The 15,556-nt window shown below is 64.1% G+C and carries 12 protein-coding genes; 4 read left to right on the top strand and 8 right to left on the bottom strand.

Features of this window, described 5'->3' with window-relative positions:
* Positions 1-46: 46 nt before the first annotated feature.
* The 6 genes from ACFIQF_RS17360 to ACFIQF_RS17385 form a co-directional block, all read right to left on the bottom strand.
* A complete protein-coding gene (locus ACFIQF_RS17360) occupies positions 47-1,201 on the bottom strand; it encodes a PDDEXK nuclease domain-containing protein (protein WP_393944761.1) in 1,155 nt (384 codons plus the stop codon).
* Positions 1,198-2,403 (bottom strand): tyrosine-type recombinase/integrase, encoded by a 1,206-nt coding sequence (locus ACFIQF_RS17365; protein ID WP_393944763.1) that lies wholly within the window; start codon positions 2,401-2,403, stop codon positions 1,198-1,200. The genes ACFIQF_RS17360 and ACFIQF_RS17365 overlap by 4 nt, the downstream gene beginning before the upstream one ends.
* A gap of 226 nt (positions 2,404-2,629) precedes the next feature.
* On the bottom strand, positions 2,630-3,949 hold the full coding sequence (fahA, locus tag ACFIQF_RS17370) for a fumarylacetoacetase (RefSeq protein WP_393944765.1): 1,320 nt from the start codon (positions 3,947-3,949) through the stop codon (positions 2,630-2,632).
* A gap of 82 nt (positions 3,950-4,031) precedes the next feature.
* Complete coding sequence (gene hmgA, locus ACFIQF_RS17375) at positions 4,032-5,348, bottom strand: homogentisate 1,2-dioxygenase (protein ID WP_393944767.1); 1,317 nt, start codon at positions 5,346-5,348, stop codon at positions 4,032-4,034.
* A 41-nt stretch (positions 5,349-5,389) separates the two neighbouring features.
* A complete protein-coding gene (locus tag ACFIQF_RS17380) occupies positions 5,390-5,623 on the bottom strand; it encodes a DUF2783 domain-containing protein (RefSeq protein WP_393944769.1) in 234 nt (77 codons plus the stop codon).
* Between the two features lie 28 nt (positions 5,624-5,651).
* Complete coding sequence (locus tag ACFIQF_RS17385; protein ID WP_393944771.1) at positions 5,652-7,364, bottom strand: FAD-dependent monooxygenase; 1,713 nt, start codon at positions 7,362-7,364, stop codon at positions 5,652-5,654.
* A 263-nt stretch (positions 7,365-7,627) separates the two neighbouring features.
* Between ACFIQF_RS17385 and ACFIQF_RS17390 the strand changes: the two genes are divergently transcribed.
* On the top strand, positions 7,628-8,074 hold the full coding sequence (locus ACFIQF_RS17390; protein WP_393944773.1) for a MarR family winged helix-turn-helix transcriptional regulator: 447 nt from the start codon (positions 7,628-7,630) through the stop codon (positions 8,072-8,074).
* Positions 8,075-8,211: 137 nt separating this feature from the next.
* Here the strand turns inward: ACFIQF_RS17390 and ACFIQF_RS17395 are convergent, their stop codons facing one another.
* Positions 8,212-9,276 carry a fumarylacetoacetate hydrolase family protein gene (locus ACFIQF_RS17395; RefSeq protein ID WP_393944774.1) on the bottom strand — a complete coding sequence of 355 codons (1,065 nt, stop codon included), beginning with the start codon at positions 9,274-9,276 and terminating at the stop codon, positions 8,212-8,214.
* 148 nt (positions 9,277-9,424) lie between these two features.
* On the opposite strand from ACFIQF_RS17395, the gene ACFIQF_RS17400 reads away from it, so the two are divergent.
* From ACFIQF_RS17400 to ACFIQF_RS17410, 3 genes are all read left to right on the top strand, one after another.
* The gene (locus ACFIQF_RS17400) at positions 9,425-10,204 is read left to right on the top strand and encodes an IclR family transcriptional regulator (RefSeq protein ID WP_393944873.1); all 780 of its coding nucleotides are present in this window, start codon (positions 9,425-9,427) and stop codon (positions 10,202-10,204) included.
* A gap of 73 nt (positions 10,205-10,277) precedes the next feature.
* Positions 10,278-11,564: a DUF3108 domain-containing protein gene (locus tag ACFIQF_RS17405; protein ID WP_393944776.1), complete on the top strand. Its 1,287-nt coding sequence runs from the start codon at positions 10,278-10,280 to the stop codon at positions 11,562-11,564.
* A 163-nt stretch (positions 11,565-11,727) separates the two neighbouring features.
* Positions 11,728-12,033: a BTH_I0359 family protein gene (locus ACFIQF_RS17410; protein WP_393944778.1), complete on the top strand. Its 306-nt coding sequence runs from the start codon at positions 11,728-11,730 to the stop codon at positions 12,031-12,033.
* Positions 12,034-12,657: 624 nt separating this feature from the next.
* Here the strand turns inward: ACFIQF_RS17410 and ACFIQF_RS17415 are convergent.
* Positions 12,658-15,129 (bottom strand): adenosylcobalamin-dependent ribonucleoside-diphosphate reductase, encoded by a 2,472-nt coding sequence (locus tag ACFIQF_RS17415; protein ID WP_393944780.1) that lies wholly within the window; start codon positions 15,127-15,129, stop codon positions 12,658-12,660.
* Positions 15,130-15,556 lie beyond the last annotated feature (427 nt).

Consider the following 15,556-nt stretch of genomic DNA (forward strand, 5'->3'; position numbering starts at 1 on the left):
CGGGGCGCAGCCCGCGAACCCGACGGCGGCACGCCGAGACGCCCAGCTACTGCGGGAGTTTCTTGGGCTGCTTCGACGTGCGCGATTCCAACAAGCGCCGCGTGGCGTCCAGCTCCTTCTGCAACAGCTCGGCATCCGGCAGCACGGTACGGTAGTTCGCCGCCATCACCTTCGACGGCAAGCCTTCCAGTGCATACCGCGCCAGGGCATGGCCCTTGTCGGCGCACAGGATCAACCCCACGGGCGGGTTTTCATCGGGATAGGCCCAATGCTCCTTGGCGTAGTTGCAATACATGAGCATCTGGCCGACGTCGGCATGGGACAGGCTGCCCAGCTTCAAGTCGATGATGACCAGGCAGCGCAACTTGCGATGGAAAAACAGAAGATCCACCCGATACCACGTCTGGTCGATGCGCAAACGCCGCTGCCGCCCGACGAAGGTGAACCCTTCGCCCAGCTCCAGCAGAAAATCCTCCAGCCGCTGGATCAGCGCGGCTTCCAGATCGGACTCGGAATACTCGTCCTTGAGGTTCAGGAACTCCAGCACATAGGGGTCTTTGATCGCGTCGTCGGGCCTGACGACATCCTCGGGCCTCGGCGCTGCGCCCTTGACCAGCATCGCCGCCTTGTCCTTGGACAAGGCCGTGCGCTCGTAGAACTGGCTGCCGATCTGCCGGTCAAGCTGGCGCACGCTCCAGCCGCCGCGCAGGGCTTCGGCCTCGTAGAACCGGCGGGCATGGTCGTCCTTGACCGACAGCAGCCGCACGTAGGCCGACCACGGCAGCGTGAACACCTGCGCCAGCTCGGCGAGGCTCAAATTCCCAGACACCGTCTGGGAATTCTCTGAGGCCGGCCCGCCGCCCAATTTCCCAGACACTGTCTGGGAAATCTCGGAGCGGGGATACGCGAGGAAGAACCGCCGCATGTTCTCCAGGTTGTTGACACCGAACCCGCGCCCGAACTGCACGGTCAGATCAGCGGACAGCCGCTCGATCAACTGCTCGCCGTAGCCCGCGCGCCGCTTGCCCTGCTGCTCGGCCTCCACAATGCGGCGGCCAACCTCCCAATAGCTGGCCGTCATCAGCGCATTGACGCTGCGCGCCGCCGCTTGGCGCGCGGCATCTAGCAGTTCCACGATGCCGCCGTGGATGCCGGCGTAGCCGGCAGGCAGGGTGGTGGCTTTGGGTGTCCGGGTGCTCATGCCGTCGCCTCCTGTGGCTGTTGCTGCCGCGCCCCGGTGATGGTCTTGCGCCGGTTCGCCACCAGTTCGGCCGCCTTGCGCACCGGGTCGTCCTCGGTATGGACGTAGCGCATGAACATCGCCACGGTCTTGTGCGCCGTCAGCGCCATGCCGACCTTGACCGGGATGCCCGAGTTGGCAATGTCGGTAGCCGAGCGATGCCGGATGCCGTGCGTACCGACATGCGCTGCACCGGCGGCTTTGAGCGCACGGCTCCAGCCGTTGTAATACTCGCCCGTGGTCAGGTGCTGGCCGGGATGGTTCGGGGATGGGAGCACATACGGGCAATCGTCCCGGCGCGGTGCTGCCGAAAGCAGCCGATAGGCTTCCTCGCTCATGGGCTTGGACATGCCGCCGGTCTTGCTGTCGGGCCAGACGACGCGCCGGTTCTCGAAGTCCACCCAATCCCATTGGAGCGTGACGATTTCGCCGCGACGGCCGGCGAACTCGAATTGCAGCCGGATCGCCAGCGGGATGACGTAGCTCTCCAGTCCCTCGGCCTCCAGATGCTCAAGATGACGGAACAGCTTGCCCATGTCCTCGTCGCTGATGAGGTGGGTGGCCTTGCCGTTGGGGAACATCGGGACATGCCGGCACGGATTGGTGCCGTCGGGCCGGTAGCCCCACACCTCGGCCAGATTGAACATCCGGCGCATGACGCTGAACGTGCGGTTCGCGTCGGCCGGCTTGTGCGTCATCTTCTTCATCATCCCGGCCACGTCCGGGCGCTTCACGTCCTGAACCTTCATCCGGCCGATCATCGGGACGATGTTGCGGTCGATGACGCTCTGATAGCCTTCCTGGGTGCTGGGCTTGTTGCGCAGCTTGGAGTAGTCCTCCATGAACTTCGTGCAAAGCTCCTTGACCGTGGGCGCCTTGCGCGCCTGCGCCTTGTCTGCGGCCGGGTCGCCGCCCCGGCGCACCTGGGCCAGCCATTCCTGAGCCAGCGAGCGGGCCTGTTCGACGGTCAGTTCCCCGTATTGGCCCAAGGCGGGCTTGCGGCGCTCGCCGGCGTTCGTCCGGTACTGGAGCATGAACACCTTGCGGCCCGATGGGGTAATCTTGCACAGGAAGCCGGGCACCAGGGTATCCCTGAGTTCGACAGCCTGCGCCTGGGGTTGCGCCGCCTCTACGGCGGACTTGGTGAGCTTGATTTTCGCCATGATGACTCCTCGGAAAGACCCGATTCCCAAGAGCCTCATAGGGGCCACCAGCAGGGAGGTCAGGTCAGGTTTCGGAAAGCACCGGCATATGTTGAACTCGCCTAAGTTATTGATAAACCTGCTGTATCGGGCTTCGGCGTAGTCCAGCAAAGTTCGGTGCTGGAGTCATGGTGAAATGAAAAAAGGCGTGCAGTGCACGCCTTGGGGATGGAGGTTGGCGAGCCGCTTACAGCTTGCGCGCCGGCAGCATGGTGCCTTCGCATTCGCCAAAGCCAATGCGGGCGGCGCCGGGCTTTTCGCACCAGCCGCGCAGCACGATGGAGTCGCCGTCTTCGAGCCAGGTGCGGCTTTCGCCATTGGGCAGCTGGACGGGGTTCTTGCCACTGGTGGTCAGCTCAATCAGCGCGGCCGCCTGGTCCAGCGTGGGGCCGGACAAGGTGCCAGTGCCCAGCAGATCGCCTGGCTGCAGGTTGCAGCCGTTGACGGTGTGGTGCGCCACCATTTGCGCCACCGTCCAATAGGCGTGGCGGTAGTTGCTGCTGGTGATTTGTGCGTGCGATTGGCCGGCAGCGCGCATCTGGTTGGTTTGCAGGCCAACGCTCAGCTGAATGTCGAGCGCGCCGGCTGCGCGGTTGTGTGCGCTGTCCAGGTACGGCAGCGGCTGCGGATCGCCTTCAGGGCGCGTGAAAGCGGTGCGGTATGGCGCCAGCGCTTCCATGGTCACGATCCAGGGCGAGATGTGCGAGGCGAAGCTTTTGGACAGGAAAGGGCCCAGCGGCTGGTATTCCCAGGGTTGGATGTCGCGCGACGACCAGTCATTGAGCAGGCACAGACCAAACACGTGGTCTTCCGCCTCGGTGATGTCCACCGGCTCGCCCAGCTCGTTGCCGGTGCCGACGAACACGCCCATCTCCAGCTCGATATCCATGCGCGCACTGGCTTTGACAGTGGGCACCGCGGCATCAGGCGCCTTGGTCTGGCCGACCGGGCGCTTGAAGGGCTGGCCCGAGATGATGATGCTCGACGCACGGCCGTGGTAACCGATCGGAATCCACTGGTAGTTGGGCAGCAGTGGGTTGTCCGGGCGGAACTGCTTGCCGATGTTGGTGGCGTGGTAGATGGAGGTGTAGAAATCGGTGTAATCGCCAATGCGGGCGGGCACGCCGTATTGCGCCTGTGCTTGCGGCACCAGGCAGGCTTGCCAGGCGCTTTGCTCGGCACTGCCAGCGCGCAGGCCGCGCGAGAGTGCCAGGCGCAGCGCGCTCCAGTGGCGCGGGCCCAGCGCCATCAGGCTGTTGAGCTGGGGCTGCGCACCGGCTTGGGCGGCTTGCAGTGCGTCACCTTGCAAAGTGCCGGTTGCGGCCAGCTGGGCCAGGTCCAGAATCTGGTCGCCAATGGCGACGCCGCCGCGCATGGCTTCGTCGCTGCCTTGGCGTTTGAAGCTGGCAAACGGCAAATTCTGGATGGGGAAATCGCAGCCGGCGGCATTGGCGCTGGCCAGCCAGCTTTGCAGCTCTGGATCGTGGGTTTCGTTCAGTTGGCTCATGTTTTGTCTCTCGGAGGTAAAACGCTGCTGGCGCCCGGTGCGCGGCGCCAGCAGCTTTCCATGGATGGTAAAGGCGCGAGGCTCAGGCTTGCGGCTTGAAGTGCTTTTGCAGGCCTTGCCAGCAGCGGTAGTACTCGTGCTGCAGTTGCACGGTTTCCAGCGCGTACTTGGTGGTTTGGATCACCGCCGGCGTCTCGAACATGAAGGCCATGGTATCGGTGATGTAGTGCGCCTTGCTGGTGTCGGCTTTGCTGGCTTTTTCGAAGGTGTCGGCATCGGGGCCGTGGCCGCTCATGCAGTTGTGCAGCGAAGCGCCGCCGGGCACAAAGCCTTCGGCCTTGGCGTCGTAAGCGCCTTCGATCAGGCCCATGAATTCGCTTGCGAAGTTGCGGTGGAACCAAGGTGGACGGAAGGTGTCCTGCATGGCCAGCACACGCGGCGGGAAGATGACGAAGTCGAGCGAGTCGACGCCTGCCACCGCCGTGGGCGACTGCAGCACCAGAAAGATCGACGGATCGGGGTGGTCGTAGCTGATCGAGCCGATGGTGTTGAAGCGGCGCAGATCGTATTTGTAGGGCGCGTAGTTGCCGTGCCAGCCCACCACGTCGAGCGGCGAGTGGTTGATCTTGGCTTTCCAGAAATGGCCGCGCAGCTTGGCAACCAATTCGAAATCGCCTTCGATGTCTTCATACGCAGCCACCGGCGTCTGGAAATCACGCGGGTTGGCCAGTCCGTTGGAGCCGATCACGCCCAGATCGGGCAGCTTGAGCAGTTCGCCGTAGTTTTCGCAGACATAGCCGCGCGCCGTGCCATCGAGCAAACGCACCTGGAAGCGCACGCCGCGTGGCACCACGCAAATCTCTTGCGGCTCTACATCGAGCACGCCCATTTCGGTAGCCAATTGCAGGCGGCCTTGCTGCGGCACGATCAGCAGCTCGCCATCGGCGTTGTAGAAGTAGCGCCCTTGCATGCTGCGGTTGGCAGCGTACAGGTGGATACCGCAGGCCGAGTTGCCGGCCATGCTGACCATGCCTTCGATGAAATCACGCGGCTCTTGCGGCATGGGCAGCGGGTCCCAGCGCAGCTGGTTGGGCGGCGTGGCCACCTCGTCAAAACCACCGGTGACCAGGCTTTTCCACAGCGGCAGCTGCATTTCGCTGAAGGGCTCGTGCATGGCGCCAGGGCGAATGCGGTAGAGCCAGCTGCGGCGGTTGGTGTGGCGCGGTGCGGTAAAGGCCGTGCCCGACAACTGCTCGGCATACAGGCCCAGCGGCGCCACCTGGGGCGAGTTGCGCCCCACGGGCAGCGCGCCAGCGATGGCTTCGGTGGCCCATTCGTTGGCAAAGCCTGTCATGTACTGCCGGGCGGCGGGCGCGGCTGCGGTCTGCGGGGTGCTCATGGTCTTGTCTCCTGGTTAGAAAAAGGCTCGAATAGGCTCGCTCAGGCGGCTGCCTGCGCCGGAGCCATGTCTTTGGCCGCTTGCACTACCAGCTTCTGCACCGCGGCGGCATCGCCGATGCGGTTCATCGCCAGCAGCGCAAAGCGCGCCATGAATAAAGGGGCTTGCGCCTCGCCCAGCGCTGTCATCTGGTGGCAGAACTGGGTGTAGACGGCGTCGAGTTCGGCCTCGCTCAAGCGGGGCGCTGCGGTGTTGGAGGTGTTGGTGCTGTTCATGGGGCAATCCTTGTGACGGTGGCGGCCTTCAGGCCAAAGCTTTGGCAAATGCGCGGCGGACCGAGGCGGCCAGCGCCTGCGCGTCCTGCTGCCCGCCCTGCCAGCGGCCCAGCACGTGGCCATCGGGCCGCAGCACATACACCGCACCAGGCAATGCGCCATACATGGCGGCCAACTTGCCTTCGCTGTCGACCAGCGCAGGCGCGGCTGCGGCTTTGCCCAGCACGGGCAACAGTTGCGCGGGTACGCCCTGCGCCACCATCTCATCGGCCACGGCTTGCAGTGCTTGCTGCTGGGCCGCCTGCGGCGCAAAGGCCAGCACGGTGAAGCGGTTCTGCACCACATCGGTCACGTGGCCCGCTTGCAGGCCGTTGGCGCCAGCGATTTGCAGCGGGCATTCGGGCAGCGGAGCGCCAGTGACCGGGCCGGCCGTGAACAAGGCGTTGTCGTCCTGCGCATTGAGTGGCGAGAGCCGGTAGGTGATGGCCGAGGTCTGGCGCGGGTTGACCAGGCTGGCCAGCTCCGGGTGGTCGACCGCCAGGCCCAGCACGGCTTGGCGCATCAGGCTGAAGGCGAAGGACGGCGGCGCCATGAACTCGGTGCTCTTGGTGCCGTAGCTCAGGTTCTCGTGCGTGGCGTACACGCGCTCGGCGCTGTAGCTGCCCAGCAAACCTTCGCCCGCCAGGCCTTTGACCACATAGGCCAGCTTCCAGGCCAGGTTGTCGGCGTCGTCAATGCCGGAGTTGGCTCCGCGCACGCCAAAAATCGGCACCAGGTGCGCAGCGTCGCCGGCGAACAGCACGCGCTGGTGGCGGTAGTCGGGCAAGGTCAGCGCATTGGCTTTGTAGATGCCGGTCCAAATGGGTTGCCAGGGCGCGGTTTCGCCCATCATGTCCAGCAGGCTTTGCACGCGCGGCAGCACGTTCTCGGGCCGGATGGCGGCATCCGGGTCTTCGCCGTCTTGCAGCTGGTAATCGATGCGCCACACATTGTTGGGCTGCTTGTGCACCAGCACGGTGGAGCCGCGGTTGCAATCGGGATCAAAGTAGGCCAGGCGCTCGGTCGGGCGGCTGCTTTCCATCAGGATGTCGACGATGACATAGCGCCCTTCGTAGCTGGTGCCTTGCAGCTTGAGCTCCAGCGCGTCGCGCAAAAAGCTGCGGCCACCGTCGGCGGCCACCACCCAATCGGCGTCCAGCGCGTAATCACCATCAGGCGTGTGCACTTGCAGCGTGGCGCCGTCTTCTCGGCTGCTGATGCCCTGGAGCTGGTTCTGCCAGCGGATCTCGATGAGGTCGCTGCGCTTTTCGCAGGCGTCGAGCAGAAACTGCTCAATGCTGTACTGCGCCAGGTTCACCATCGGCGGCAGCTTCTGGTTTTCGTCCTGCGGCATCAGGAAATGCAGCACCTGCTGGTCGCGGTAGAAGCTGCGGCCGCCCGTCCACGGCAAGCCTTCGGCCAGAAAGCCGGGCAGCGCGCCCAGGCGCTCGACAATCTCCAGGCTGCGGCGCGAGATGCAGATGGCGCGGCTGCCAAAGCAGACCGAATCATCGGCCTCCAGCACTACCACCGGCACGCCGTGGTTGGCCAGGCCGAGTGCGGTGCAGTAGCCCACCGGGCCACCGCCCACCACCACGACGGGGCGGCGCACCGGGTCGCGCCCGTCTTGCAAAGCAGGCAGGCTGGCGCCGTAGCGCTGGGCCTGGAAAGGATAGGGAACAAATTCGTAAGCAGCAGCCATCACAACCTCGTGGTAATGCTGGTGCTGCCCAGCCATTGCGGCGCCGCACCAGTGCAAAAAGAAGTTGCGTGCGGTGGTACAGTGACCGTTATTGTTGCACGCGCAACAATTATCGAAGTTAGCGCGCCAGAGCTGCCATGGGTTTTCCCTAGGCTAGGGAAAGCACTAGATGCGGGCGCAACATTGGCCCTTCCGAAAACCCGGCCGCCGTGACATAGTCGCGTAAACCGTTTTTTCCCCCGGCATTTATTAAAGGAATTGTGGTGAACACGCCGCTGGACCGTACCTATACGCACCGCCTGCATGCGCTGGCCAAAATCACCGACCGTGCCACGCAACAGGCTTACGAGGAAGATGTTGGCATTCCGATCAGCGAAGGCCGCTGTCTGGCGGCCATCGGCTCGTTCCACCCGCTGTCGGTCAACGATCTGGCCATGCGCGCCAACCTCAACAAGGCCCAGGCCAGCCGCTCGACACAGGCCCTGGTCGACCAGGGCATGGTGCTCAAGCAGGCTAGCGAGGTGGACGGCCGTGGCGTGGTGCTGACGCTCACACCCAAAGGCCAGGCGCAGTGGGAAAAAGTGATGGGTGTGGTGGCGCGCCGCAACCAGGAGATTCTGGCCGGCCTCACGCCTGAGGAGCAAGCCCAGCTCGACACCCTGCTCGACCGCCTGCTGCAACACGCCCGCAAGACCAGCCTGCCCGAATAAGCGCGGGCGCGGCGCATGGCCCGGCTGCGAAAAACCTGCAGCAAGCGCCAGCACATTCTCACCAACCGCTGCACGCTGTGCATGCCCGGCCGAGCGCTGAACGCAGCGCGGCTGGGTGCTGGCGTGCAGCGCGGACATTACACGGCCTCGCCTTCTGCGGCAGCGTCTGCTTCGCGCTGCGCATCTTCACGGGCTTGGTGCAGCGAGGCGACGGATTGGTCGATGGCGCCGAAAATGCTGTGGCCGTCCTTGCCTTTCATCTCGATGCGCACGCTGTCGCCAAACTGCATGAACTCGGTTGTGGCCTGGCCGTTCTGGATCACTTCCATGCTGCGCTTTTCGGCAATGCAGCCGTAGCCCTTGGGCCAGTCCATGCGGCCATGCTTTTCGACGCCCGGGTTGCTTACCGTGCCACTGCCGACGATGGTGCCGGCGCGCAGATTGCGCGTCTTGGCCACATGGGCGATCAGCTGGCCAAAGTGAAAAGTCATGTCCGGCCCGGCTTCGCACAGGCCGACCTTGCGGCCGTTCCAGCTGGTTTGCAGCGTCAGGTGCACGCGGCCGCCGCGCCAGGCGTCGCCCAGCTCGTCGGGCGTCACAGCCACCGGGCTGAAAGCGGTGGCCGGCTTGCTCTGCACAAAGCCAAAGCCTTTGCCCAGCTCGGCGGGAATCAGATTGCGCAGGCTTACATCGTTGGCCAGCAGCAGCAGGCGCACTTCGTCGAGCGCGTCTTCCGGGCTGGTGCCCAATGGCACATCGCCGGTGATGACGGCGATCTCGGCCTCGAAATCGATGCCCATGGCCTCACTCGGCACCACGATGTCGTCACAGGGGCCGATGAAGTCGTCGCTGCCGCCTTGGTAGATGAGCGGATCGGTCTTGAACGAGGCCGGCACCTCTGCGCCACGCGCCTGGCGCACCAGCTCCACATGGTTCAGGTAGGCCGAGCCGTCGAGCCACTGGTAGGCGCGCGGCAACGGCGCCATGCATTGCGCAGGGTTGAAATCGAAGGGATGGCGTGCGCGGTCGGCGTTGAGCGCGTCGTACACATCCTGCAGCTGCGGGGCGTAGAAAGCCCAGTCGTCCAGCACCTGCTGCAGGCGATGGGCAATGCCGGTGGCGTAATGGGCGGTGCGCAGGTCGCGCGAAACCACGACCAATTGGCCGTCGCGCGATCCGTCTTTGTAGGTTGCAAGCTTCATGCCTAGCTTTCGATGTTGAACCCGCTATGGTATGTGTTTCCACCCTGGCAACGGCGGGGGCCGCTGTCTGTGCACCGACGCAAAATTACGATTAGTGAAATGCGTTGCTTTATTTAGAATACCTTAAACTGCTGCCATGGACAATCCCCTGGACAAAGACCGCGCTGGCATCCAGTCTGTGGAAGTGGGCTTCGCACTGCTGCAGGCGCTGATCGACGCACCCGGACCGCTGGCGCTCAAAGACCTGGCCGCTGCCGCAGGCATGCCGGCTGCCAAGGCGCACCGTTACCTGGTCAGTTACCAGCGCAGCGGCCTCGTCAAGCAAGACGCGGCCACCAGCCGCTACGACCTGGGCCCCATGGCCTTGCAGCTGGGCCTGGCCGCGTTGCGCCGCACCGACGCCGTGCGCCTGGCCCGCGAGCGCATGCCCGATTGGCTGGAGCAGCTCGGCCACACCGTGGCGCTGGCCGTCTGGGGCAACCACGGCGCTACCGTAGTGCACTGGGAAGAGCCACCGCACGGCACCACCGGCCACTTGCGCCTGGGGGATGTGATGCCGCTGCTCTCGTCCGCCACCGGCCGCTGCTTTGGCGCCTGGCTGCCCGCCGGGCGTGTTGCGCCCATGCTGCAGTACGAGCTGCAACAAGCCCGCCTGGCGCAACGCCAGGATTTGCCGCAGACCGAGGCCGATGCAACCCAGCTGTTTGCCGATGTGCGCGCCCACGGCGTGGCCCGCGTGGTCGACACCTTGCTGCCCAGCGTGATCGCGCTGTGCGCACCGGTATTTGATGCGCGCGGCCAGTTGGTATTGACCATCACCACACTGGGCACAGCCGCCACGTTTGACCCGGCATTTGGCGGTGCCATGGACCAGCGCCTGCAAGCCATTGCGCAGCAGCTTTCGCGCGATCTCGGCGCCAGCGTCTGAAGCAGCGTTGTTTACCCCGCCTTGACCTGCGCTCCATGCACCGGCGCTACACTGGCTGATTGACAGGTTTCTCATGCGCCAACGCCCGCTGCTTTTGCTGACCACCACCGTGCTGGCCGCCCATGTGGCGCTGCTGGCTTGGCCGGGCATGCAAGAAATGCTGCGCACCGCCCGCATCACCGGCACCACGCCCAAAGAGCTGCGCTTTGAAACCCGGCAGATCACGCCCGAGCCACCGGCCCCGCCTGCGCCCGCCGCGCCTGCCCCGGTAGCCGCAGCGCCTACGCCGCCCAAGGCCGCACCACCTAAGCCAGCGCCGCCTCCGCCCAAGGTGGAGCCGCAAAAAGCCCCGCCCGAGCAAGCGCCCGAAAGCCTGGCCGTTGTGGGCCCCACCCAAACCATCAGCCGCCCCAGCAAGCCCCAAAACCCGGCACTCGACAGCCTGCTGGACAACGCGGATAGCACCGAGAGCGCCAGCGAAGCAGCGCTGGCCAAAGAGGCGGAAGAAGAGCACGAGAGCGATGCGCCCGTGCCTGGCTCCACCGAATCCAGCCTGCCCACGCTGGCCGCCGGCGCCAAAGCCGCCGCAGCAGAAGAACCAGCCGCCGCCAGCGCGGGCCACACGCCCGAAGCGCCCAGTGGCATTGGCAGCCCAGGCTACAACGCACCGCTGCCGCCGGTGCGCGTGCCGCCCTCGGCCGTCTTGCAATTCGAGGCCAAAGGCGCTGCCAAAGGTTTTCAGTACTCGGCCAAGGCCAAGCTGAGCTTCAAGACCGACGGTCTGAGCTACCAGGCCAAGCAAGAGGTATCAGCTTTTCTGGTGGGCAGCCGCGCGCAGTCCAGCTCGGGCCGCATCACGCCGCACGGCTTGGCGCCGCAGCGTTTTGTCGACCAGGCGCGCAAAGAGCGCAGTGCCCAGATCGATACCGCGCAAGGCCGCATCAGCTATAGCGGCGACAACGAGGCCCAACCGGCCAGCGCGGGCGTGCAAGACCGCTTGTCCATCTTTTTGCAACTCGCCAGCATGATCGCCGCCGGCCCCGAGCGCTACCCCAAGGGCAGCAGCATTGCCATCAACGTCACCAGTGCCAGCTCTACCGATGTCTGGACCTTTGTCGTCGAAGGCCCGGAAACGCTGGAGCTGCCCGCCGGCAGCAAACAGACCTTGCGCCTGAGCCGCCAGCCGCGCAAACACCAGGACCAAAGCGCCCACCTCTGGCTCGCACCGGACATGCAATACCTGCCGGTGCGCATTCGCCTGGAGCAGGCCAACGGCGATTTTGCCGATCTGCAACTGCAATCGGCCGAAGTCAGCAAAACCGGCAACAGCCCGGCCACGCCTGCACCCGCAACACCCTGATCTACGGGAAAGCCCTGTCGCGCTGTCCCCTGTTTGCTACGTTTTTTGAGAAATGCAGCATGGTTTGCATTGCCAGCCGGCAAAACCTGCTACAACGGTTGTGTGGACGCAGGCTTGCAAACCGGCGGTCTGCCACCACATGCGGTTCATTAGGAGGAACATCATGCAAATGATTTATGACTCGGACTCTTTCGTGGTGCTGCACCTCACGCCCGAACTGCCCTTGTCAACCGACGGTGCAACCGTAAGCACACCCACCGTCACCGAGCCTTTGCGCCATTTGCAGCGCCAGGGTTTTGAAATTGTGGACAAGCGCAGCGGCAAAGAGCTGTACCTGGACGGCGCCTGGGCAGAAATGTTCCATCAGCAGATCCAGGCCTGGCAGACCAACGCCCCCACCGAAGAAGAAGTGGAAGCCACCTTGGACCGCTACACCGGCCTGGCCCAGCATCCGGTGATCGTGCACTGAGATAAGTTTTTCAGCCAAAGAGCTGTTGGCGCGTGGATTGCGTGCCAGCAGCTTTTTTTGTTCTCTGAACGATCCGCCTCTTCGTTCACCCGATCCGTCCGACCACCCCATGCGATAGCCAAACCGCGCAATTCTCGCAGGCCGTTGGATGTTCCGGCTGTTGGCTGCTCCACCCCTTCAGCCAGCGCCTGCGATCGGAGTAAACGGCGGCGGTTTGGCTGCCGCAGGACAGCCAAACTTCGTGCTCTGACTCGCAGACGCTGTTTGAACGGAGCGCCTTGGCGCGGAGTGAGTTCGTCTGCGCGCCGGCGTTTGCTTCGGGCGCAGGTTGCCGCGAAAGATTCGCTACGCGAAGCTTTCGGGGACGCTGGATGTAGGGGCGCATCTTTGGCTCACCTTTCTGTGCGCCCAGAAAGGTGAGTCGCCCGCCGGGGCGAAATCCCGGCATCTGCGCGAAGCGCAGAAGTCTTCAGCATAGGAAGCAACCGCTCGCAGCTTCGCACCCGCGACAAACCCAGCTGCTGGCAGAAAAACAGCCCGAAAAAAATCGCCCGGTCCAGCGACTCGGGCGATTTTTTATCGAGAGCTGCCAGCGCTTACCGCACTAAAGCCCCATTGCGGGGCTTAGCCGCAAGAACCCACCGCACCGCATGCCGTGCAGTACTCGCAACCATCTTTGCGAATCACCGCATGCGCGCCGCATTCCGTGCACTTCTTGCCAGCCATGGTCTGCATGCCGGTGTTCACCACGGGTGTAGCGGCCACGGGCGTGACCGTGCTGTTGGTGATGCCGGGCAGGCTTTGCTGGCGGCGGCGTTCCAGAATTTGCTGCACCGCGTAGGCGATGGCGGCCACTTCCGAATCGTGCCACATCGGCACGTGCGTACCGTCGGCCTTTTGGTAGGTGCCCAGGCGCACGGGGCCGCGGTCCCAGGCTACCTTGCGCATGTCTGCCAGGGCGCGCTCCAGGAAGCCGCCACGCGCTGCCAGCGACAGCAGGCGCATGCTCGAGGTGATCCACTGCTGCGATTCGCCGCTTTGGCCCACAGGCATGAAGAACTCGACGGCGCGGTCCACCATGCTCTTGCCGTCGGCGCTCGGCACCGGCAGGAAGGAGACGATGATGTACAGGCGCTGCTGGCCTTCTTGCGTCCAGTATTCCACCTTGTCGGCCACGGCGCTCAGCTCGCCTTCAGGGCGGCGCTCGATCACCACCTTCATCGGGTCAGTGATGGCGGCAGCGGGCGCTGCTTCTGCAACAGGTGCTTCGGCTTTAGGTGCAGGCGTGGTTTCCAGCACGGCACCCAGAATGCTGTTGGGGCGGTAGGTGGCCAGGCCCTTGAGGTTGGCGCGCCAGGCTTGCAGGTACAGGCTCTTGAAGTCTTCGTACGGGTAGTCGGCGGGGATGTTCACCGTCTTGGAGATGGCGGTATCCACGTACGGCTGCACGGTTTCCATCATCGCCAAGTGCTCGGTGGCCGACATCTCCAGTGCCGAGACAAAGTAGCTGGGCAGGTTGTTCACATCGCCGCCGAGCTCGCGGTACAGGCGCCAGCTGTGGTCTTCCACCTGGTACTGGCTCTTGCTGCCGTCGGCTTCGCGCTTGTTGCGGGTGTAGGTCCACGAGAAAGGTGGCTCGATACCGTTCGATGCGTTGTCGGCAAAGGCCAGCGACACGGTGCCGGTAGGCGCGATCGACAGCAGGTGGCTGTTGCGGATGCCGTGCTTTTTGATGTCGTCCTGGATGTCCTTGGGCAGACGGCTGGCGAAGGTGCCCTTGCCCAGGTAGCCCTTGGCGTCGAACTTGGGGAAAGCGCCCTTTTCTTTGGCCAGCTCTACCGACGCGCGGTAGGCCGAATCGCGCATGCATTCGGCAATGCGCTTGGCCATGTCGCGGCCTTCCTGGTCAGAGTAGCGCAGCGTCAGCATGGCCAGCGTGTTGCCCATGCCGGTAAAGCCCACGCCGATGCGGCGCTTGGCGGCCGATTCTTCGCGTTGCTGCTCCAGCGGCCAGAAGGTCACGTCCAGCACGTTGTCGAGGGCGCGCACTTGCGTAGCCACCACTTGCTGGAAGTGGTCGAAATCAAAGCTGGGCAATCCGCCAAAACCGAAGGGGTTGCGCACGAAGTTGGTCAGGATGATCGGGCCCAGATCGCAGCAGCCGTAGGACGGCAGCGGTTGCTCGCCGCAGGGGTTGGTGGCGGCAATGCGCTCGACATAGCGCAGGTTGTTGTCGTCGTTGATGTGGTCGAGGAACAGAATGCCGGGTTCGGCGAAGTCGTAGGTCGACTTCATGATCGTGTCCCACATGTCGCGGGCCTTCACGGTCTTGTAGACCCACTGGCCGTCTTCGCGCTGGAAAGCGCCTTCGGCACGCAGCTTGGCGCCGGGGCGGCCGCTGTGCACCAGTTGCCAGTCGGCGTTGTCCACCACGGCTTGCATGAAGGCGTCAGGCACACCGACCGACACATTGAAGTTGTTCCAGCGGCCTTGCGTGCGCTTGGCGGTGATGAACTCCATCACATCGGGGTGGTCGATGCGCAGCACGCCCATTTGCGCGCCACGGCGGGCGCCGGCCGATTCCACGGTCGAGCAGCTTTGGTCGAACACGTTGATGTAGCTGCAAGGGCCCGAGGCCATCGAAGCCGTGCCCTTGACCTCAGCACCGCGCGGACGGATGCGCGAGAAGTCGTAGCCCACACCGCCGCCGCGGCGCATGGTTTCTGCGGCTTCGCGCAGTGCTTCGTAAATGCCGGGGTAGCCCTCGTCGTCAAAACCCTGGATGCAGTCGCCCACGGGTTGCACAAAGCAGTTGATCAGCGTGGCCTGGATGTCGGTGCCCGCAGCGCTCATGATGCGGCCTGCGCCAATGGCGCCGGCGTGCAGGTTGGCGACAAACTTGGCTTCCCATTCGGCGCGGACGTCTTCCTTCTCAACCGAGGCCAGCGCGCGCGCCACGCGGGCGTACAGGTCGTCGATTTTTGACTCATCGCCCTTGAAGTATTTCTCCTGCAGCACATCCATGCTGATGGCCTGCGGTGCCAAAGCCTGGTGTGCCAGCGCCTGTGGCGGCTGGGTGATGTTGTCGCGCTTCATGTTGTGTGTCCTCAAAAATCGATAGGTGCGGCAGGCGTCCCCTACCCGCCGAAGCCCGAAATCAGGCCGAAAAGCCTGTGTTTCAGACAAATTCCCCGCATCCATGGGCAGGCCCGGATCGTGCGCAGGCCGTCGTGGTTGAGGGGAATCTTGGAATGGAATCTGTCAGTCAGTGTCGGGCTCGCTGCGCTAGCCCGACACCCAAATTTAACGTCAAAAGCCGGGCTTGAAAACCGCGTAGACCAGCACTGTTGTGTGGCCGCAGCCTGGGCCCGGCCTGTTGTCCAGGCAACGTATGGCCGCCTGTTTTTCACCCCTGTTCGGGAGTGAGGACGCTATTGTAGTTCGCTTCTCCGCTATCATTTTTGCAAAACCATGCCAAGCAAGAATGCGTTGATTTTGCTCATGTTTTTTGTTTCCAGCGCGA

It is taken from the genome of Comamonas trifloxystrobinivorans (assembly GCF_043359985.1).
Classification (GTDB): Bacteria; Pseudomonadota; Gammaproteobacteria; order Burkholderiales; family Burkholderiaceae_C; genus Comamonas; species Comamonas trifloxystrobinivorans.